The following is a 19117-nucleotide window of genomic DNA, read 5'->3' on the forward strand; positions in this document are numbered from 1 at the left end:
AGGCTTCCTGCCCTGTTAGGTGTCCCGGTCTATCGGCGCCTAGCCCTGCTCCCCTACGCCCTGTCTGATCTTTTCCAGCAGCTCATCGATATGAAAAGGCTTGGTGATCAGGTCCATGCGTTCGCCCAGGAAGTTCTGGCGGTTGGCCGCATTCTCGGCGTAGCCGGTCATGAACAGGATCGGCAGGTTGGGGTTCAGGGCTCGCGCGTGGTCGGCCAGCTCCCGGCCAGTCATGTACGGCAAGCCGACATCCGTCAGCAGCAGGTCGATGCCCGCATTGGCTTTCAGGATGACGATGGCTTCGTCACCATCGGCCGCCAGGCTGCAGCGGTAGCCGGCATCCGCCAGTACCTCGGCGACAAAACTGCGGACCGAGGGCATGTCTTCCACGATCAGTATGTGTTCGCCCTTGCTGTTGCCCGGCACCGCCACGGTCTTGGTGGCAAAGGTGGCGGGGCCGTCGGCGGCGGGGAGCATGAGGGTCACCTCGGTGCCCTGGCGGGTCACGCTGCGAATCTGTGCATCACCGCCGGACTGGCGGGCAAAGCCATAGATGGTCGACAGACCCAGGCCGGTGCCCTGGCCGACGGGTTTGGTGGTGAAGAAGGGGTCGAACACCTTATCGATCACGCTGTGCTCGATGCCCACACCGTTGTCCCGTACCGACAGTGCAACGTACGGGCCATCTTGCAGCTTGAGGTTGCCGTTGGAATACGACGGGTAAGTCGTCACCCAGATAATCCCGCCCTGGGGCAGTGCATCCCGCGCGTTGATCACCAGGTTCAGTACCGCACTTTCCAGTTGGATCGGGTCCACCATCGCCACGGCGGGGTTGGTGGTCAGCTCCAGTTTCAGGGCAATGTGTTCGCCGATGGTGCGCACCAGCAACTCTTCCAGCGAGCGGATATGTGCGTTGATATCGGTCGGCCGGGTGTCCAGCGGCTGCTGGCGGGCGAAGGCGAGCAGACGGTTGGTCAGGCCGGCGGCGCTCAGGGCTGAACTGAGCGCCGCGTCGGCATAACCCAGGACCTTGTCGGTGCGCTGGCTTTCGATGCGCTTCTTGATCAGTTCCAGGCTGGTGATGATGCCCGTCAGCAGGTTGTTGAAGTCGTGGGCGATACCGCCGGTGAGCTTGCCCAGGGCATCCATTTTTTGGGCCTGGAGCAGTTGCGCTTCCGTACGTGCCAACTGGGTGGCGGCGTTGGCCAGCTCGGCCTGTTGGTGGCGTTCACGATGGCGGTGTTCGGTCACGTCCTCGACAAACACCAGGCTCAATTCGGCGCGGTCATAGGGCGAAATCTGCCATTCGGTTTCGCGCAGTTGCCCATCGACTTTCATCTGCAGCGTGCCCTTCCAGCGTTCACCCGCCGCGAGGCGCAGGCACAGCTCCTGGATGACGCTGTATTGATCGCTGGCGAAGCATTCGAGCAGGGCGTCCGGGTTGAGGTTGTCGTGGATCAGTTGGGCGAAGGCGTGGTTGCACTCGTGAACCTTCAACTGCGCGTCCATCACCGCAATCGGTGCGCTGATATTGAAGAAGATTTCCCGGAAGCGCGCCTCGCTTTCGCGCAGTGCGTATTCGGTGTCGCGTACCCGCAGCAAGGTGCGCAGGGTCGCCAGGAGCACCTCGGGGTCTACCGGGTGGATCAGGTAGGCATCGGCGCCTGCGTCCAGGCCGGTGATGATGTCGCCGGTCTCGATGGACGCCGCCGAAACGTGCACCACCGGCAGCAAGGCCGTGGCCGGGTTGGCACGCAAACCACGCACGATGTCGAAGCCGCTCATGTCCGGCAGGTTGACGTCCAGGATCAGTGCGTCGATCTTGCCCCTCGCGATCAGGTCGAGCCCTTCCTGGCCCGTGCCGGCTTCCAGTACCAGGTAATGATGGCGCTCCAGGCGTCGGCGCAGGGCATAGCGCGTGGCAGCGTTGTCGTCGACGATCAGCAGTTGTATGTCACGTTTCATCGACGGTCTCGCTGGCGATGGAAAAGGGAATGACCACAAAAAACAGCGAGCCCACACCGGGTGTGCTTTCCACGCCCACCCGGCCACCGAGCAGTTCGGCGAAACGCTTGCACAAGGACAGGCCCAGGCCGGTGCCGCGCAGGCGCTTTTGCAACGGCGAATCGATCTGGGAAAAGTCTTCGAACAGATTGCTGTGCAATTCACCCGGTATACCCAGGCCGGTGTCCTGCACCGCAAAGCGTATCTCGTGTTCATTCTCCATGCGCGCCGACACCCGCACTTCGCCCTGCGCGGTGAACTTCAGCGCGTTGGAGATAAAGTTGCGCAGGATCTGCGCCAGTTTCTTGTCATCGGTGTAGAGCTTGGGCAAGCCGGAGGGCTCTTCGAAGATCAGGTCCACCGAGGACGCATCGACAATCGGCCGGAACATGCCGCGCAACGCCGAGAACAGGTCGAACATATCGAACCAGGCCGGGGAAATGCTGATACGTCCGGCCTCGATCTTCGCCAGGTCCAACAGGTCATCGACCATCTCGCGCAGTTCGCGGGCCGAGTTGCGAATGAAGCCGACCTGGGTGTGCTGTTCCTCGCTCAACGGGCCATCCAGCTCATCGGCCAGCAGGCTGGTGATGCTCAGGATCGAGCCCAGCGGCGTGCGGAACTCATGGCTCATGTAGGACAGGAAGCGGCTCTTGAGGTCCGACGCCTGGCGCAGTTGGTCGGCCTGGGTGTCCAGTTCGGCATACAGCGCCAGCACGCCCTGGTTGGTTTCGTCCAGCTCGGCACGCAGGGCGTCCGCCTCCAGGCGAAGGCGTTGTATTTCAGCGGCGAGCGCGGCAGGGGTGTCAGCCATCAATGGCCTCCAGGGCAATCACGAAGACCGTGACGTCATCCCGGCCGCGACAGAAGTCACGGTGCAGGACGGCGGCGATCAGGGCAGGGTGGCGGTGGACGAGCCCGGGGTAGTCCGACAGGTTCCAGCGTGACTGCAGGCCGTCGCTGTAGAGGATCAGCAACTGGCCGCCCACTTGAGCGTAGTCGAAGGCATGTGCCTTGCGAAACTGCACGCCGACGATCCCGGGATGGGAGGCCAGGCCACGGGACTTTTCCGGCCCGATCAGGCTGGCGCCAATATTGCCCACGCCGGTAAACCTCAGGTTATCGGCCTGGGCATCGTATTGGGCCACGGCGAGGGCGCCACCGCGGGTGCCGTTCATGGCAATGTGCAGATCGTTCATCAGCACCGTCGAATCCAGGAAGGCATTCTGGGCAAATACCACCTCACCTGCCCGGGCGGCTTGCTCGGCATATTCGCCATGGCCCAGTCCATCGGCCACCATCACACTGAAACCACCGGGTTCGATTGCCAGGTGCCAGGCATCGCCGCAATGCGGATCATCATGCAGTGAGTGCTGGCTGACCCCGTAGCGAATGTCCTTTGCCACTGAGCCGCGTGGATACAGCCTGGCCAGGATCGCCGTTCCGCGTGGATTGGCGTAGGCATCGAATACCTGGGCCAGGCGCGAAATCGCACCCAGGCCAATCCCTTGGGTGCCCCCGGTAGAGTAACCGTCCACCAGGCAGCTATTCAGGTCGAAGCCTTGGCCACGGTCGATGGCGACCAGTTCGAGGCCGCCATTACCGGTGGTGCGCAGGTGCAGTTGGCCATGTTCGGCATGCTTGAGGACATTGCTGGCCAGTTCGGTGGCCACCAGGGCCACGCGCCCGGCATCGGTGTCGTCGAAGCCCAACTGCTCGGCGAGTTGCTGCGCCGTGCGGCGGGCGTGGCCGACCTGGCTGGTGTCTTCAATCAGCAGCACATGCGTCAAGGCACTGGGAATGTTCAGGCCCATCGGGTGATCGTCACGCGGGTGCCCTGGCCTGGCGCGGTCTCCAGTTCAAATTCATCCACCAGGCGCTTGGCCCCGGTGAGCCCCAGGCCCAGGCCGCTGCCGGAGGTCCAGCCGTCGGTCATTGCCAGTTTCAGGTCGGGAATGCCCGGGCCTTCATCGCGAAAGGTCAGGCGCAGGCCGGGTCGGTGGTCTTTTTCGACCACCGCCCAGTCCATGTAGCCACCCTTGCCATAGACCACTGTGTTGCGCGCCAACTCGCTGACCGCCGTGACCAGCTTGGTCAGGTCGATCAGGCGCATGCCGCAGTCCTGGGCCAGTTTGCGTACGAGTTGTCGAGCCAGCACGACGTCCTGTTCGATCAGCACCGGGTGGGTGCCATTGCTGGCTTGGGTCATGAGTGTTCTACCCGGTCGCGCAGCAGTTTCATGCCGCGCTCGACATTCAACGCCGTCGCCACGCCAGGCAGGGTCATGCCCAGTTCCACCAGCGTAATGGCTACGGCGGGCTGCATGCCGACCAATACCGTCTGGGCATCCATGATGCGCGACAGCCCGGAGATGGTGCCGATCATGCGTCCGATGAACGAGTCGACCATGTCCAGCGCCGAGATATCGATCAGCACACCGCGGGCGGAGGTACGGCTGATGCGCTCGGACAGGTCGTCCTGCAGGGTCAGCGCGAGTTGGTCGTGCATGTCCACCTGGATGGTCACGAGCAGGAACTCGCCCATCTGCAAAATAGGGATGCGTTCCATGCTTAAACGGCCTTGGTGACGGTAACGCCTAAGCGTTTGAGGGAGAGTGCCAGCGCATCGGCCAGGTTGGCCTTGGTGACCACGCCTTGCAGGTCGAGACCCAGGTGCACGATGGTCTGCGCGATTTGCGGGCGTACGCCACTGATGATGCAGTCGGCACCCATCAAGCGGATGGCCGTGACGGTTTTGAGCAGGTGCTGGGCGACCAGGGTGTCGACGGTCGGTACGCCGGTAATGTCGATGATCGCGATTTCCGCGCCGGTGTCGACGATGCGTTGCAGCAGCGATTCCATCACCACCTGGGTGCGTTGCGAATCCAGGGTGCCGATCATCGGCAGGGCCAGGACGCCTTCCCACAACTTCACCACCGGCGTGGACAGCTCCAGCAACTCTTCCTGTTGGCGCTTGATCACCGACTCGCGGGATTTCTGGAAGGTGCGGATGGTGTGCATGCCCAGGGCGTCGAGCAGCTCGGAGACTGTCAGCAGTTGTTCGGCCAATTGTGCCGGTTGGTCGGCATATTCACGCTGCAACAGCGTGAACAGCGGGCCCTTGAGGGCAAAAATGAAGCTGGCGGTCTGCTGCGAGTCCTGGCCGGCGAGGGCGCGGCTGTGGGAGAGCTTTTCCAGGAATAGGCGGGTTTGTGCCCAGTTTTCATGATCGATGTGCTGCGAACCGCCATTTTGCAGGGCTTCAGTCAGCAGAACCAGGAACTCGGCGGTCTGTGTTTGCACGTCGTCAGGCTTGATATTGCGCGTGGCCCCCGAGGCTTCGAGACGGGCTTTCCATTGGTCAAGGAGAGAGCTGTGATTAGCTTGCAGGGCCTGGATTGTGTTCGTTTGCAGAGTTGCCACGGTAACCTCCTTGAATGCCATTGATGCGGTGCGCGCAATCTATACTAAATTGAGCTGTTTGGAATTGTTTCAAGCGGATTCGTTCAGGGGTGCCGTCACTTTAAAAGTGCCCTGGGGGACTATAGTTTGGACCTCCTGTTTGGCCAGTGACGCGGGTCATTTAACGGCCTGCCGGTCACCCACATATGGCGACGCTGCGACTCGCGTACGATAATGCCCGCCACTTCGACCACATTGGCCCTCCCGTGATCATCAACTTCGACCTCAATGACCTCCAGGCCTTCCGCGCCGTGGTAGACAAGGGCAGTTTCCGTGGCGCCGCCGAGGCCATCCGCATCTCGCAACCGGCCCTCAGCCGGCGCATCGAAAAGCTCGAAACCGCCCTTGATGTGAAGCTGTTCGAACGCACTACCCGACGGGTCAGCCTGACCATGGTTGGCCGTACGTTTTTGCCACAAGTCGAACGCATGCTTGACGACCTCGACGTGGCGCTGATGGGCATCAGCAACGTCGCGTCCACGCGCATGGGCAATGTCACTGTCGCCTGCGTGCCGTCCACCGCGTACTACTTCATGCCCCACGTGATCTCCGAATTCCGCAAGCTGTACCCGAAGATCCGCTTGCGGGTGCTGGATACCAGTGCCGGCGAGGTGTGCAGTGCGGTGGAGAGTGGCGAAGCGGATTTCGGCTTGAGTTTCAGCGGCAGCCTGGCCGAGGAAGTGGAATTCGAACTGTTGTTGCAGGAGCGCTACGTGCTGGCCTGTCGCCGCGATCACCCGCTGGCCCAACGCGACAGCGTGAGCTGGGCCGAGGCCTGCGAACATGATTACATCACCCTGGACAAGACCTCTGGCAACCGCCTCCTGCTTGACCAGGCCTTGCGCGGCATACGGGTGAAAAAACCGAGTGTCTGCGAGACGCACCACGTGACTACCATGATCGGCCTGGTGGAGGCGGGATTGGGCGTGGCGATGGTGCCATCGATTGCGATGCCGGCCCTGGAGCACCCGATCCTGGTCGGCGTGCCGCTGGTGGAACCGCAGGTGATGCGCAACGTGGGCTTGATAAAACGCCGCGGGCGGACATTGCCGCCAGCGGCGCTGGAGTTGGAGCGGTTATTGCGGGAGATGCCGTTTCGCTCAGCGTGACACCGAGTCCAGGCCGGTGGATTGCACCACCGGTTGCGCCTGGGGTGAGGCCAGGAATTGCAACAACGCCTTGGCCTGCTCCGGGTGTTGCGCGTTGACCGGAATGCCGGCGGCAAAGCGCGTCACCGATTGCACATCTTCCGGGATCTTGCCGACGAAGGTCACACCTGGCACCGGCAACAATTCCGCCACCTGTTGCAGGCCGACTTCGTAGTCACCCTTGGCCACCTGTTCGGCCACCGGCTGGCGTTCGATCATGGTGCCTTTGGCGGGCATGCCGAGCTTCTTGAACAACTCTTTCTCGACGTATACACCGCTGGCGCTGTCCGAATAGGCGACCGACTTGGCTTTGCTCAGGGTGGCTTTCAATTCGGCATCGGTGCCGATGGCCGGTTTGACGGCGCCGGCTTTTACCACCAGGCCGATGCGCGAGTCTGCCAGTTCCACGCGGGAGGCCGGGTCGACCTTGCCTTGCTTGATCAAGTCATCCAGGGCGTAGCCGACCATGATCACCACGTCAGCGGGTTCGCCTCGGGCCAGGCGGTTGGGAATCGCTTCCGGCGCCTTGCCCATCGACGGGCCGAGGATAGTGTCGAGGGTATCGCCGCTTTGCTTGGCATATTGCGGGCCAAGCAGTTTATAGGCGGCAGTGAAGCCACCCGATGTCATTACCTTCAACTGCTCGGCCTGGGCCGACAATGCCAGTGCGCCCAGGGCCAGGGCCGTCAGGGTCTTGAGCAGAGCCTTCATTGTGCGGCCCCCTGCATCACTTGCCCACGGGCGTTGGCACGACGATACAGCGCGAGGGTCGAGCACAGCGCGCATGCTGCGGCGAACATCATCCAGTAGGCCGGCGAGGCCTTGTCTTCGGTGATGTGGATGAACCAGGTGGAGATCGCCGGGGTGAAACCGCCGAAGATCGCGGTGGCCAGGCTATAGGCCAGGGAGAAGCCCGCCACGCGCACTTCCACCGGCATGATTTCGGTGAGGGCCGGGATCATCGCGCCGTTGTACATGCCATAGAGGAAGGAGAACCACAGCAGGGTTTCCAGCATATGGGCGAAGCTTGGCGCGTTCACCACGTAGGACAGCGCTGGGTAAGCCGTGAGAACGGTCAGTACGGTCATCGCGATCAGCACCGGCTTGCGACCGAAACGATCGCTCAAGGTGCCGCCGATCGGCAGCCAGACAAAGTTCGAAACGGCTACCAGCAAGGTCACCAGCAGCGCATCGGACGTGCTCAATTGCAGCACGGTCTTGCCGAAAGTCGGCGCATACACGGTGATCAGGTAGAACGCGGTAGTGGTCATGGCCACCATCAGCATGCCGCCGATGACCACGGTCCAGTTTTTCACCAGGGTCGCCATCACTTCGCGCATGGTCGGGCGATGCTTGCGGTTGGCGAACTCTTCGGTTTCCTGCAGGTTGCGGCGCAGGATGAAAATGAACGGGATGATCACGCAGCCGAGGGCGAACGGGATGCGCCAGCCCCAATCGGCCACCACGGCCGGCTCCATCCACACGTTCAGGCCATAACCCAGTGCGGCGGCGACCACGATGGAGATCTGCTGGCTGCCGGATTGCCAGCTGGTGTAGAAGCCTTTGCGGCCTGGCGTGGCCATTTCGGACAGGTACACCGACACACCGCCCAGTTCCGCACCGGCCGAGAAGCCTTGCAGTAAACGACCGAGCAGCACCAGCAGCGGTGCCCACAAACCGATGGTGTGATAACCGGGCACCAGCACGATCAGCAGGGTGCCGCTGGCCATGATCGACAAGGTCACGATCAGCCCTTTGCGGCGACCGACGTCATCGATATAGGCACCCAGGATGACCGCGCCCAACGGACGCATCAGAAACCCTGCGCCGAATACGGCGAAGGTCATCATTAATGACGCAAACTCATTAGCGGCGGGGAAGAAGGCGGCAGCGATGTAGGTGGCGTAGAAACCGAACAGAAAAAAGTCGAACTGTTCGAGGAAGTTGCCCGAAGTAACGCGAAATACCGCCCCCACTTTCGAACGGGTAGAGTCGGGCCGGGTAGGGCTAGTCATGGTTTTATGTCTCCAGCGTTCTTTTTGAATGTGCTTGTTTCGCTTAAGACCTGGAATAGTGGCTGACACATTTAGAAATGTTAAGTGACAATTTTGGATAGATTGATGTTCGTTGGCTATCAATCGGTAATGCAGTCGGAAATGCGTTCGCTGTCTATGCTGAAGATGTGACCAATTCTTACGGATGGGAGGTGGCAATGACGGATCAACAGAAACGGCGGGACGAGCCGGAACGTGAGCAGCCCCAGCGGCGGGAGGAAGAAAAACCGCAGACCTGGAAACATCCCGATGATGGCACCGAGCTTTCAGAGCGGGATCAGGAGCGTCCGCTAAAACCCTGATATCAGGTTAAATGCGCTGCAAATGTGGGAGTGGGCAATCCCACTCCCACAGTTGTATGTGCAACTCCCAAAATCAGGAAACTATTTGACATATTTGATTTGTGATCACATATTGAGGCCATAAGAACGACAACACAGGTTTTGCCTCATGACAGATGGTCCGCTCCTCCTGCCCACCCTGCGCCAGGTGTCCCGCGATACCTTGCAAGACCAGGTCTACCGCCAGATCCGCGAAGCGCTGATGAGTGGCCGTTTCCAGCCTGGCCAGAAACTCACCATCCGCGGCCTTGCCGAAGCCCTCGGTTCCAGCCCGATGCCGGTGCGCGAAGCCCTGCAACGCCTCAGCGCCGAAAACGCCTTTGAAGTCACCGAGACCTCTCGTCTGCGCGTGCGCTTGATGACGGTCGAACGCCTGCGTGAAATTCGTGATGCACGGGTCGCCCTCGAAGGGCTGCTGGCGGAAAAAGCCGTGCTGCGCCTGCAGAAGGCCGACCTCGACGAAATCACCGACCTCTGCCAGCAAATGCAGCACGCCGCCGACGAAGTCGACGTGTCGCGCTACCTGTGGACCAACTTTGCGTTTCACCGGCGGATCTACGCCGTGGCCCAGGCCGAGTTGACCATGGCCGCCGTGGAAAACTTCTGGCTGCACATGGGCCCGTGCTTTGCGCTGGTCGCCCCGGATAAAGCTCACCTGCAACGCTCGATGGAGGCGCACACGCGCATCGTCGAAGCCCTGGCGGCCCGCGATGGCGCCGGTGCACGCGCAGCGGTGACCGATGACATCATGCAGGCCGCCGATTCCCTGGCGCGCCTGCTCGTCAAGAACGACCGTTCGCGGCCGTCTGCTTCAGGAGGTAAACGTGCATGAGTGTCTTACAGCGGCTGCAGCCCTATCCTGGGTTACGTGTGTTGATTTCCGGCGGGGCTGCCGGCATTGGTGAAGTGCTGGCGGCGGCGTATCTGGAAGCCGGTGCCCAGGTGCATGTGTGTGACGTCAGCGAGCCGGCCCTGGCCGCGTTTCGCGACAAGTACCCGGGCACCGTCGCCACCCGCGCCGACGTCAGCGATGCCGTGCAGATCGAGGCGGTATTCAAGGTGCAGCGCGAGCACTTCGGCGGTCTCGATGTGCTGGTCAACAACGCCGGGATCGCCGGGCCTACCGGCGGCATCGATGCGATCAGCGACGCCGAGTGGCAGGCCACCATCAACATCAATCTCACCGCGCAATACCGCTTTGCCCACCATGCGGTGCCGATGCTCAAGGCGTCGTCCCACGGCCACCTGCTGCATATCGCCTCGGTGGCGGGGCGCCTGGGCTACGCGTGGCGCACGCCGTACGCGGCGACCAAATGGGCGATTGTCGGCCTGATGAAATCCCTGGCCTCGGAGCTGGGCGAGAGCGATATCCGCGTCAACGCCTTGCTGCCCGGCATTGTCGAAGGCCCACGCATGGACGGCGTGATTCGTGCCCGTGCCGAGCAGGTCGGCGTGCCCGAAGCCGAGATGCGCCAGGAATACCTCAACAAAATTTCCCTCAAACGCATGGTCACCGCCGAAGACGTGGCTGCCATGGCGTTGTTCCTCTGTTCGCCCGCCGCACGCAACGTGACCGGCCAGGCGATCAGCGTCGACGGTAACGTCGAGTACCTGTAAGCCACGCAAGAACACAGCGCGCTGCACCCAGGATTTTTTTCATAAGAATAAAAGTCGGAGAGTCGTCATGCCCAAAAATCGTCCTGTCATCATCACCTGCGCCGTTACCGGTGCGATTCATACGCCGTCGATGTCGCCGCATTTGCCGATCACTGCGCAGGAAATCGCCGATGCCGCCATCGGTGCCGCCGAAGCCGGCGCCGCGATTGTCCACCTGCATGCCCGCGATCCCAACGATGGCCGCCCAAGCCAGGACCCGGCGCTGTTCGCCGAATTCCTGCCGCAGATCAAGGCCGCCAGCGACGTGGTAATCAACATCACCACCGGCGGCGCGCCGACCATGGGCGTGGAAGAACGCCTGCAACCGGTGATGCAGTTCAAGCCGGAACTGGCCTCGCTGAACATGGGCTCGATGAACTTCGGCCTGTATGAAATGCTCAACCGCTTCACCGACTTCAAGCACGACTGGGAGCGGCCGTACCTGGAAGAAAGTGACGACCGGATCTTCCGCAACACCTTCCGTGACATCACCCATATCCTCAATTCCTGTGCCGAGAACCGCACGCGGTTCGAGATCGAGTGCTACGACATCGGCCACCTGTACACCGCCGCGCATTTCCTGGAACGCGGCCTGCTCAAGCCGCCGTTGTTTATCCAGTCAGTGTTCGGCTTGCGTGGTGGCATCGGCGGGCACCCCGAAGACCTGGCGCATATGCGGCGTACTGCCGACCGCCTGTTTGGCGACGACTATGTGTGGTCGATCCTCGGCGCCGGGCGTGGGCAGATTCCGCTGGCGACCATGGGCCTGTCCATGGGCAGCAATGCGCGTGTCGGTCTGGAGGATTCGCTGTGGGACGGCCCGGGCAAATTGGCCGCGTCCAACGCCGACCAGGTGCGACGTATCCGTACGGTGATCGAGGCGCTCGGCCATCGCGTCGCCACGCCGGATGAAGCGCGGGAAATCCTCGGGCTCAAGGGGCGCGATCAGGTCAATTTCTAACCCGACCAACTGCCGCGTCACGGCGCGGCCTGCATCCCGCACAACAACAATAAGGGGATCACACCATGCGTATCGAAGTGCTCGTCGACGTCAAGACCACCCTGGGCGAAGGCCCGGTGTGGGACGTCGAACAACAACGCCTGTATTGGATCGACAGCGCCGACGGCCGCATCCTGCGCTGCACCGACGACGGCCGCGAACTGCGTGCCTGGGAGGTCGGCCAGAAAATCGGCTCCATGGCCCTGCGCCATAACGGTGAGTCGGCGATTGTCGCCCTACAAAACGGCGTACACACCCTCGACCTCAACAGCGGTGAGCTCAACCTGGTCATCGACCCGGAACCGCACCTGCCGGATAACCGCCTCAACGACGGCAAGGTCGACCGCCAGGGCCGCTTCATCTTCGGCTCCATGGACACCTTGGAGGACAACGCCAGCGCCAGGCTTTACCGCCTGGACGCCGACCTGAGTCTGCACACCCTGGACGAAGGCATCATCGTGTCCAACGGCCCGTGCTGGAGCCCGTCCGGTGACACCTTCTATTTCTGCGACACCTGGTCCGGCGAGATCTGGGCCTACGACTATGACCTGGCCACCGGCAATGTGAGCAACCGCCGCACCTTCGCCAGGGTCGACACCTCGGGCGGCGGCGCTGCCGACGGCTGCACGGTGGATGCCGAGGGCTGCCTGTGGCAAGCCTTGGTCTACGCCGGGAAACTGGTGCGCTACACCCCCGACGGTCACGTCGACCGCATCATCCAGATGCCGGTGAAAAAGGTCACCAGCCTGACCTTTGGCGGGCCGAACCTGGACACCCTGTTTGTGACTTCCATGGCCAAGCCGCCGCTGCCGCGTTTTCCGGCGGACGGCCAGCAGCGCGGAGCGCTGTTCGCCATTACCGGGTTGGGCGTGCAAGGAATAGCCGAGCGACGGTTCGCCAGCTAGCGCGTGTGTGTGACAAGGCATATTCCTTCGCAACCTTGTGTCAGTGCGCGCCCTCGCGCGCCTGGAGAGGCCCATGGCAACTATCAAAAAAGCGTCGCTGCGCAGCATTCACCGGCATTCCTGGGTGTCGCTGCTGGTCTGTTGGATGATCTGGATTCTCAACGCCTACGACCGTGAGATCGTGTTGCGCCTGGGGCCGACCATCTCCAAGCACTTCGATTTATCCGCCGACCAATGGGGCACCGTGGCCACGGTGGTCATGCTGGCCCTGGCGTTGCTGGATATACCCGGCTCCATGTGGAGCGACCGCTACGGCGGCGGCTGGAAACGTGCACGTTTCCAGGTGCCGCTGGTGCTGGGCTACACGGCGATCTCGTTTCTGTCCGGCTTCAAGGCCCTGAGCGGCAACCTCGCCACTTTCATTGCCCTGCGCGTCGGGGTCAACCTCGGCGCCGGCTGGGGTGAGCCGGTGGGGGTGAGCAACACCGCCGAATGGTGGCCGGTGGAGCGGCGCGGCTTCGCCCTGGGTGCGCACCATACGGGCTATCCGATTGGTGCGATGCTCAGCGGTATCGTCGCCAGTTTCGTCATCACCGTGTTTGGCGAGGACAACTGGCGCTACGTGTTCTTCTTCGCCTTCGTGGTGGCGTTGCCGCTGATGATTTTCTGGGCGCGTTATTCCACCGCCGAACGCATCACCGCGTTGTACGTCGACATCGCCGCCAAGGGCATGACGCCACCGGACAACGCGCCGGCCAGTTCGGTGAAGGGCGAGGCCTGGCGCACTTTCGTCGCCACCTTGCGCAACCGCAATATCGCCCTCACGGCGGGCAATACGATGCTCACCCAGGTGGTGTACATGGGCGTCAACATCGTGTTGCCGGCCTACCTCTACAACATCGCCGGACTGTCACTGGCCGAGTCGGCGGGGATGAGCGTGGTGTTCACCCTCACCGGCATCCTCGGGCAACTGGTGTGGCCGTCGCTGTCGGACATCATCGGCCGACGCACCACCCTGATCATCTGCGGGGTGTGGATGGCGGCGAGTGTCGGCGCGTTCTACTTCGCCAACACCCTGACCCTGATCATCGTCGTGCAACTGCTGTTCGGCCTGGTGGCCAACGCGGTGTGGCCGATCTACTACGCGGTGGCCTGCGACTCGGCCGAGCCGTCGGCGACGTCCACCGCCAACGGCATCATCACCACCGCGATGTTTATCGGCGGCGGCCTGGCGCCGGTGCTGATGGGCAGCCTGATCGCCATGGGCGGCGGCTGGACCACGCTGCACGGCTACACCGTGTGTTTCTTCGTGATGGCCGGCTGTGCCCTCGGCGGCGCGCTGCTGCAACTGTTTTCCCATCGCCCCCAGGCGTTGGCGCTGCAACTCGACTCCTAGAACAACACCGATGCGCCCCCCAGCCCGCCTGGCGGGGCGCCAAGAGGAACTGCCGATGACTACCGCCACCGCCGCCCGCACACCGCAGGCGTTGAACAAACTGATGTTCGTCAAGCTGATGCCCTTGCTGATCATCGCCTACATCCTGAGCTTCCTGGACCGCACCAACATCGCCCTGGCCAAGCATCACCTGGACGTCGACCTGGGCATTTCAGCCGCCGCCTATGGCTTGGGCGCGGGGTTGTTTTTCCTGACGTATGCGCTGTCGGAAATCCCCAGCAACCTGATCATGCACAAGGTCGGCGCGCGATTCTGGATCGCGCGGATCATGGTGACCTGGGGCCTGATCTCGGCGGCCATGGCCTTTGTGCAGGGCGAAACCTCGTTCTACGTGTTGCGCCTGTTGCTGGGCATCGCCGAAGCGGGGCTGTTTCCTGGGGTCATGCTGTACCTGACCTACTGGTTCAACCGTGAGCAACGGGCGCGGGCCACCGGGTATTTCCTGCTCGGCGTGTGCTTTGCCAACATCATCGGTGGCCCGGTGGGTGCGGCCCTGATGCGCATGGACGGCCTGCTCGGCTGGCACGGCTGGCAGTGGATGTTCCTGCTCGAAGGCTTGCCAGCCGTGGCGTTTGCCTGGGTGGTCTGGCGCAAACTGCCGGATCGTCCGAGCAAGGCGCCGTGGCTGTCGGCCGAGGAAGCGCGCGGTATCGAGCAGCGCATTGCCCGGGAAGTCGAGGAGGGCGCGGGCGAGGACGGTCACTCGTTGAAAAACTGGCTGACCCCGCAGATCCTGCTGGCGATTTTCGTGTACTTCTGTCACCAGATCACCCTCTACACCGTGATCTTTTTCCTGCCGAGCATCATCAGCAAGTATGGCGAACTGAGCACCATGAACGTCGGCCTGCTGACTTCATTACCGTGGATCGCGGCGGCACTCGGGGCATTGTTTATTCCGCGTTTTGCCACCACACCCGGCCGCTGCCGTCGCTTGCTGGTCACCGGCCTGCTGACCATGGCGTTGGGCCTGGGCATTGCCTCGGTGTCGGGGCCGGTGTTCAGCCTGCTGGGTTTTTGCCTGTCGGCGGTGATGTTCTTTGTGGTGCAGTCGATCATCTTCCTGTACCCGGCTTCGCGCCTCAAGGGCGTTGCGCTGGCCGGCGGGCTGGGATTTGTCAACGCCTGCGGGCTGTTGGGCGGCTTTGTCGGGCCGTCGGTGATGGGCGCGATCGAGATGAGCACCGGCAATGCAATGAACGGCTTGAAAGTCATTGCGCTGGTGCTGGTGGTGGCGGCCGTGGCGGCCCTGCGCTTGCGCATGGGGCACGAACCTGAGCGTGGTGCGCAGGCCAGCGAAGCGTCCTACACGTAGACGCCGGCTACGGGGCTTTCTAAACTGCGGCTTGTCTTGGGAAAAGGGCAGGCGCCGATGAATCGCAATGAACTACGCAAAGCCGACATCAACCTGATGGTGGTGTTCGAAGCGTTGATGCTGGAGCGCAACGTGACGCGGGTGGCGGAGAAGCTGTTTCTCGGCCAGCCGACCATCAGCTCGGCCCTCAACCGCTTGCGTACCTTGTTCAACGACCCGCTGTTCATCCGCGTCGGCCACCGCATGGAGCCCACCGCGCGGGCCGAGGAGATCATTCAGCACCTGTCGCCGGCCCTGGATTCGTTGTCATCGGCCTTGAGCCTGACCCACGATTTCGACCCCTCGATCAGCACCATGACCTTTCGCATCGGCCTCTCCGATGACGTGGAGTTCGGCCTGTTGCCGCCCTTGCTGCGCGCCTTGCGCCAGGAAGCGCCGCAAGTGGTATTCGTGGTGCAGCATGTGGACTACTGGCGCATTCCCGACCTGCTGGCCTCCGGCGATATCACCGTCGGCATCACCCAGACCCGTGGCCTGCCGGCGAATGCCAAGCGCAAGCTGCTGCGCCATATCCGTCCGCGTATCCTGCGCGCCGATGCGTCTGAAACGCCGCTGACCCTTGATGAATATTGCTCACGGCCCCACGTGCTGGTGTCCCACACCGCCAACGTGTCGGGGTTTGCCGATGAGTGGCTGGCGGAGATCGGCCGCAAACGCCATGTGGTGCTGTCGGTGCCGCAATACAGCGCGCTGCCGGCCTTGCTCGCCGGCACTGACCTGATCGCCAGCCTGCCGGACTACACCGCCGAGGCCATGGCAGTGTCGGGCCACCTGTTCTGTGAGCCGTTCCCGTTCGAAACGCCAACCCTGGATTTGTCGATGGTCTGGCTCAGCCACGTGGACACCGACCCGGCTGAGCGCTGGGTACGTTCGCGGCTCGAAGCGTTTATGAGCGACAGAGGGCTGGCCAGCAAAGCCTGATGCTTTTATCCGTGGTATATCTAGGAATCTTCCTACCAAAGACTCGGAGCCATCCATGCCGCACCTGCACCTGGAATACACCGCCAACCTGACGGGCCTTGCTGTCGAGAAGACCCTGTTGCGGCTCAACAACGTGCTGATGGCGTCCGGGCAGTTCAGTTCCGAGTTGGACATCAAAAGTCGTGTGGTCAAGGTCGAGACGTTCCAGGTGGGCACCTCCCTCGAAGCACGCGGGTTTATCGCGGTGAAGCTGTCGCTGCTCAGTGGGCGCCCACCCCAGGTCAAGAAACAGCTGTCGGACAGCCTGCTGGCAGCCCTGCAGGACATGGGCGATTGGCCGGAGGGTATCCAGGTTCAACTCAGCGTCCAACTGGTCGACATGGATCGCGACTGCTACAGCAAAGTCGCCATCGGCTGAGGTTTACAACAAACCCTGATCCGCGCACACCTTCACCACCTGCTCACGAAACCAGGTATTGGCGCTGTCCTGTTCGCTGGTTTCGTTCCACTGCATCTCCAGGGTGAATCCCGGCAACCCGTTGGGCACTTCGCAGTGGCCGAACGTCGTGGCGGGGGCCAGCAACTTTTGTACGCGACGCGGCAGGGTGACGATGAAGTCGGTGCCGGTGATCATCTTCAACGCTGCGCTGTAGCTGTTGGCGCGGGCGATCACCTGGCGCTTGTGGGCCTGGCGCGCCAGCCAGCCGTCGATCATGTTGGTGTCGGAGGTCCACGGCGTGGGGAACACGTGGCGCCGTTCGACGAAGGACTGCAGGCTGAACGCCGGTTCCCGTGGCGCCGAGCGTTTATCGAACACGCACACCAGGTCGTCTTCGAGCAGCATCTGGGTACGCAAGTCCTTGTGGGCGCGGTGGAAGTTGGGGCCGAAACAGATCACCAGGTCGAGGCGGCCTTCGCGCAGGTCGTCCGCGGGGATGTCGGTTTCCAGCTTTTGCACGTTGACGATCACCGGCAGGTCGGCACGGTCGAAGTGCTTCAACAGGCGCGGCAGGATCAACTGTTCGAAGTATTCCGGCGCGCACACGTTGAAGGTCACGGCCTTCTGGGTCGGGTCGAAGGCCTGGCCACCGGCGTGGCACAGGTTGATGGATTCGAGGATCTTCTGCACATGCCCGTACATGGTGGTGGCCTTGTACGTTGGGCGCATGCCCGCCCGGGTGTTGATGAACAACTCGTCTTCAAAGCTGGTGCGCAGCTTCTTCAGGCTGTAGCTCACGGTGGACTGGCTGACAAACAGCGTTTCGGACACCTCGGTAACACTGCTCTGGTCGTAGACGGCGATAAACACCATCAAGTCCTGCATATCGAGCTTTCTGAGCAAGTTACTGTTTAGCATCGGTTTCGTCCGTAAACCCTTTGTACCGAACTCAGTACAAGACAGCACAAAAGCTTAACGGAACGAACGTGCCATTAGAAAGCTCTGTAGGGCGTTTCTATGTTTGGCTTGAGACAAATACTGTTTGCAATACGACGTCAGCGGATATGTCGTGCGTAATGCCTGGGGTTGAAGCGCGTGACGATCAGCAGCATCACCCCGATCACCGCTGTCAGCGACCACCAGGCCCATTCGAAGCTGCCCAGTTGATCGCGGATCATCCCGGCGATCAGCGGCGACAGCCCGGCGATCAGGTAGCCGATACCCTGCACAAAGGCGGTGAGACCACCGGCGCGGCGCGGGTTGTCCAAATGGTCGAGGGACAGGATCAGGCTCATCGGGAACAGACCGCCAATGCCCAGGCCCAGCAGGCACGGCCACAACAGGCTCAGGTGGTGCGGGCTGAGAATCAGGCCGCAGAAACCGAGGATGATCAGCACCAGCAGCACCGCCACCACACCGCGTTTATCCTGGCGACGGTTGGCGATGGCGGGAGTGACCAGGCCGGACACCACTTCCATGGCCGTCAAGAAGCCCAGCAGCAGGCCGGCATTCTGCTCGCTCCAGCCTTGCTCCACGTAGTACGGCGCGAGCCACGCCAGTACGCAGGTGTAGGACGCGGTACCCAGGCCGAAAAACACCGCCAGCAACCAGGCCCGGCCATTGCCGAAAAACGACGCCTGTTGAGCTGTGCCGGCTTGCGGCAACGGTGGCAGTACCAAGCGTTGCGCGTACCAGAACACCAGCGCCAGCACTGCCAACACCGCCCAGATCGCCAGGCCGATGCGCCAACTGCCGGTCTGCACTTGCACGAACGGCGAGAACGACGCTGCCAGTGCTGCGCCGCCCATGATCGCGGTGACGTACACACCCATGAACAGCGAAACATTGTCACTGAACCTCGACTTGATCAGCGCCGGCATCAACGCCTGGATCATCGCGATCCCCACGCCGGCCGCGATGGCGCTGACGATCAACTCCAGCGCCGAATCGAGGAACAACCGCGACAGCGTGGCCACGCCGATCACCAGCAGGGACACCACGATGTTGCGGTGCTCGCCAAAGCGTTTGGCCAGGCCCATGCCGAAGAACATCGCCAAGCCCATGGCCATCACCGGCAACATGGTCAGCAACGCGGCGCTGCTGAAACTCAGCGACACATCGCCGCGAATCGATGACAACAACGGGCCGACCGCCGCCATCGACGGACGCAGGTTGAGGGCGACCAGCACGACGCTGGTCATCAGCCAGAGGGCGGTGGTGGGTTTTGCGTGAACGGTTTCCATGGGAGGCCCTTGAGTGATCAAGGGCGAATCAGGCCATGGGTGGGAGCAGGGGGCAAATGAGAAAGTCGCTAGGTCTATCTAAAAATTGCGCTGGTCAAAATGTGAGAGGGGTCAGGC

General features: G+C 62.2%; 20 protein-coding genes. 10 read left to right on the plus strand and 10 right to left on the minus strand.

Annotated elements, in window-relative coordinates:
- Window positions 1–39 precede the first annotated feature (39 nt).
- The 6 genes from BM017_RS19170 to BM017_RS19195 are packed head-to-tail and all read right to left on the minus strand — an operon-like array spanning window position 40 to window position 5426.
- Entirely contained in the window at window positions 40–1965 is a 1926-nt protein-coding gene (locus BM017_RS19170) for a response regulator (RefSeq protein ID WP_092247239.1), read from the minus strand.
- Window positions 1955–2818 carry a sensor histidine kinase gene (locus BM017_RS19175; protein WP_092247242.1) on the minus strand — a complete coding sequence of 288 codons (864 nt, stop codon included), beginning with the start codon at window positions 2816–2818 and terminating at the stop codon, window positions 1955–1957. The genes BM017_RS19170 and BM017_RS19175 overlap by 11 nt, the downstream gene beginning before the upstream one ends.
- Window positions 2811–3818, minus strand: coding sequence for an ATP-binding protein (locus tag BM017_RS19180; RefSeq protein WP_092247245.1), 1008 nt, complete (start codon window positions 3816–3818; stop codon window positions 2811–2813). The genes BM017_RS19175 and BM017_RS19180 overlap by 8 nt, the downstream gene beginning before the upstream one ends.
- Entirely contained in the window at window positions 3809–4213 is a 405-nt protein-coding gene (locus BM017_RS19185; protein ID WP_071488948.1) for an ATP-binding protein, read from the minus strand. The genes BM017_RS19180 and BM017_RS19185 overlap by 10 nt, the downstream gene beginning before the upstream one ends.
- The gene (locus tag BM017_RS19190; RefSeq protein ID WP_017254285.1) at window positions 4210–4572 is read right to left on the minus strand and encodes an STAS domain-containing protein; all 363 of its coding nucleotides are present in this window, start codon (window positions 4570–4572) and stop codon (window positions 4210–4212) included. The genes BM017_RS19185 and BM017_RS19190 overlap by 4 nt, the downstream gene beginning before the upstream one ends.
- 2 nt (window positions 4573–4574) lie before the next feature.
- Window positions 4575–5426, minus strand: a complete 852-nt coding sequence (locus BM017_RS19195; protein ID WP_092247247.1) for an STAS domain-containing protein — start codon at window positions 5424–5426, stop codon at window positions 4575–4577.
- A gap of 245 nt (window positions 5427–5671) precedes the next feature.
- Here BM017_RS19195 and BM017_RS19200 point away from each other — a divergent pair, with 245 nt between their 5' ends.
- Complete coding sequence (locus BM017_RS19200; RefSeq protein WP_092247636.1) at window positions 5672–6574, plus strand: LysR family transcriptional regulator; 903 nt, start codon at window positions 5672–5674, stop codon at window positions 6572–6574.
- Here BM017_RS19200 and BM017_RS19205 read toward each other — a convergent pair.
- On the minus strand, window positions 6566–7324 hold the full coding sequence (locus BM017_RS19205; protein WP_092247250.1) for a substrate-binding domain-containing protein: 759 nt from the start codon (window positions 7322–7324) through the stop codon (window positions 6566–6568). The two genes, BM017_RS19200 and BM017_RS19205, sit on opposite strands and share 9 nt — an antisense overlap.
- Window positions 7321–8628, minus strand: coding sequence for an MFS transporter (locus tag BM017_RS19210; RefSeq protein WP_071488951.1), 1308 nt, complete (start codon window positions 8626–8628; stop codon window positions 7321–7323). The genes BM017_RS19205 and BM017_RS19210 overlap by 4 nt, the downstream gene beginning before the upstream one ends.
- A gap of 197 nt (window positions 8629–8825) precedes the next feature.
- Between BM017_RS19210 and BM017_RS29160 the strand changes: the two genes are divergently transcribed.
- The 9 genes from BM017_RS29160 (at window position 8826) to BM017_RS19250 (ending at window position 16736) form a co-directional block, all read left to right on the plus strand.
- Window positions 8826–8969 carry a hypothetical protein gene (locus BM017_RS29160; RefSeq protein WP_165447906.1) on the plus strand — a complete coding sequence of 48 codons (144 nt, stop codon included), beginning with the start codon at window positions 8826–8828 and terminating at the stop codon, window positions 8967–8969.
- Window positions 8970–9117: 148 nt separating this feature from the next.
- Window positions 9118–9840 carry a GntR family transcriptional regulator gene (locus BM017_RS19215; RefSeq protein ID WP_092247252.1) on the plus strand — a complete coding sequence of 241 codons (723 nt, stop codon included), beginning with the start codon at window positions 9118–9120 and terminating at the stop codon, window positions 9838–9840.
- On the plus strand, window positions 9837–10625 hold the full coding sequence (locus BM017_RS19220; protein ID WP_071488952.1) for an SDR family oxidoreductase: 789 nt from the start codon (window positions 9837–9839) through the stop codon (window positions 10623–10625). The genes BM017_RS19215 and BM017_RS19220 overlap by 4 nt, the downstream gene beginning before the upstream one ends.
- A gap of 67 nt (window positions 10626–10692) precedes the next feature.
- Entirely contained in the window at window positions 10693–11625 is a 933-nt protein-coding gene (locus BM017_RS19225) for a 3,5-dioxohexanoate:acetyl-CoA acetone transferase (RefSeq protein ID WP_071488953.1), read from the plus strand.
- Window positions 11626–11690: 65 nt separating this feature from the next.
- A complete protein-coding gene (locus BM017_RS19230) occupies window positions 11691–12569 on the plus strand; it encodes an SMP-30/gluconolactonase/LRE family protein (RefSeq protein WP_092247255.1) in 879 nt (292 codons plus the stop codon).
- A gap of 73 nt (window positions 12570–12642) precedes the next feature.
- Entirely contained in the window at window positions 12643–13965 is a 1323-nt protein-coding gene (locus BM017_RS19235) for an MFS transporter (protein ID WP_092247258.1), read from the plus strand.
- A gap of 55 nt (window positions 13966–14020) precedes the next feature.
- Window positions 14021–15337, plus strand: a complete 1317-nt coding sequence (locus BM017_RS19240; protein ID WP_092247639.1) for an MFS transporter — start codon at window positions 14021–14023, stop codon at window positions 15335–15337.
- Window positions 15338–15394: 57 nt separating this feature from the next.
- Complete coding sequence (locus tag BM017_RS19245; protein WP_071488956.1) at window positions 15395–16318, plus strand: LysR substrate-binding domain-containing protein; 924 nt, start codon at window positions 15395–15397, stop codon at window positions 16316–16318.
- Between the two features lie 55 nt (window positions 16319–16373).
- Complete coding sequence (locus BM017_RS19250) at window positions 16374–16736, plus strand: 5-carboxymethyl-2-hydroxymuconate Delta-isomerase (protein ID WP_092247261.1); 363 nt, start codon at window positions 16374–16376, stop codon at window positions 16734–16736.
- Between the two features lie 3 nt (window positions 16737–16739).
- Here the strand turns inward: BM017_RS19250 and BM017_RS19255 are convergent, their stop codons facing one another.
- Both BM017_RS19255 and BM017_RS19260 read right to left on the minus strand, forming a co-directional pair.
- The gene (locus BM017_RS19255; RefSeq protein WP_071488958.1) at window positions 16740–17675 is read right to left on the minus strand and encodes a LysR family transcriptional regulator; all 936 of its coding nucleotides are present in this window, start codon (window positions 17673–17675) and stop codon (window positions 16740–16742) included.
- Window positions 17676–17812: 137 nt separating this feature from the next.
- Complete coding sequence (locus tag BM017_RS19260; protein ID WP_092247264.1) at window positions 17813–19000, minus strand: cyanate transporter; 1188 nt, start codon at window positions 18998–19000, stop codon at window positions 17813–17815.
- Window positions 19001–19117 lie beyond the last annotated feature (117 nt).

Origin of the sequence: Pseudomonas sp. NFPP04 (assembly GCF_900113815.1) — a bacterium.
Taxonomy (GTDB): Bacteria; Pseudomonadota; Gammaproteobacteria; order Pseudomonadales; family Pseudomonadaceae; genus Aquipseudomonas; species Aquipseudomonas extremorientalis.

Excerpts from the sequence above, each read along its gene's own strand:
- BM017_RS19230 (WP_092247255.1), top strand. The coding sequence starts at position 11,691 with ATGCGTATCGAAGTGCTCGTCGACGTCAAGACCACCCTGGGCGAAGGC.
- BM017_RS19210 (WP_071488951.1), bottom strand. The coding sequence starts at position 8,628 with ATGACTAGCCCTACCCGGCCCGACTCTACCCGTTCGAAAGTGGGGGCG.
- BM017_RS19220 (WP_071488952.1), top strand. The coding sequence starts at position 9,837 with ATGAGTGTCTTACAGCGGCTGCAGCCCTATCCTGGGTTACGTGTGTTG.
- BM017_RS19225 (WP_071488953.1), top strand. The coding sequence starts at position 10,693 with ATGCCCAAAAATCGTCCTGTCATCATCACCTGCGCCGTTACCGGTGCG.
- BM017_RS19240 (WP_092247639.1), top strand. The coding sequence starts at position 14,021 with ATGACTACCGCCACCGCCGCCCGCACACCGCAGGCGTTGAACAAACTG.
- BM017_RS19255 (WP_071488958.1), bottom strand. The coding sequence starts at position 17,675 with ATGCTAAACAGTAACTTGCTCAGAAAGCTCGATATGCAGGACTTGATG.
- BM017_RS19175 (WP_092247242.1), bottom strand. The coding sequence starts at position 2,818 with ATGGCTGACACCCCTGCCGCGCTCGCCGCTGAAATACAACGCCTTCGC.
- BM017_RS19215 (WP_092247252.1), top strand. The coding sequence starts at position 9,118 with ATGACAGATGGTCCGCTCCTCCTGCCCACCCTGCGCCAGGTGTCCCGC.
- BM017_RS19250 (WP_092247261.1), top strand. The coding sequence starts at position 16,374 with ATGCCGCACCTGCACCTGGAATACACCGCCAACCTGACGGGCCTTGCT.
- BM017_RS19260 (WP_092247264.1), bottom strand. The coding sequence starts at position 19,000 with ATGGAAACCGTTCACGCAAAACCCACCACCGCCCTCTGGCTGATGACC.
- BM017_RS19245 (WP_071488956.1), top strand. The coding sequence starts at position 15,395 with ATGAATCGCAATGAACTACGCAAAGCCGACATCAACCTGATGGTGGTG.
- BM017_RS19170 (WP_092247239.1), bottom strand. The coding sequence starts at position 1,965 with ATGAAACGTGACATACAACTGCTGATCGTCGACGACAACGCTGCCACG.
- BM017_RS19235 (WP_092247258.1), top strand. The coding sequence starts at position 12,643 with ATGGCAACTATCAAAAAAGCGTCGCTGCGCAGCATTCACCGGCATTCC.
- BM017_RS19185 (WP_071488948.1), bottom strand. The coding sequence starts at position 4,213 with ATGACCCAAGCCAGCAATGGCACCCACCCGGTGCTGATCGAACAGGAC.
- BM017_RS19190 (WP_017254285.1), bottom strand. The coding sequence starts at position 4,572 with ATGGAACGCATCCCTATTTTGCAGATGGGCGAGTTCCTGCTCGTGACC.
- BM017_RS29160 (WP_165447906.1), top strand. The coding sequence starts at position 8,826 with ATGACGGATCAACAGAAACGGCGGGACGAGCCGGAACGTGAGCAGCCC.
- BM017_RS19180 (WP_092247245.1), bottom strand. The coding sequence starts at position 3,818 with ATGGGCCTGAACATTCCCAGTGCCTTGACGCATGTGCTGCTGATTGAA.
- BM017_RS19205 (WP_092247250.1), bottom strand. The coding sequence starts at position 7,324 with ATGAAGGCTCTGCTCAAGACCCTGACGGCCCTGGCCCTGGGCGCACTG.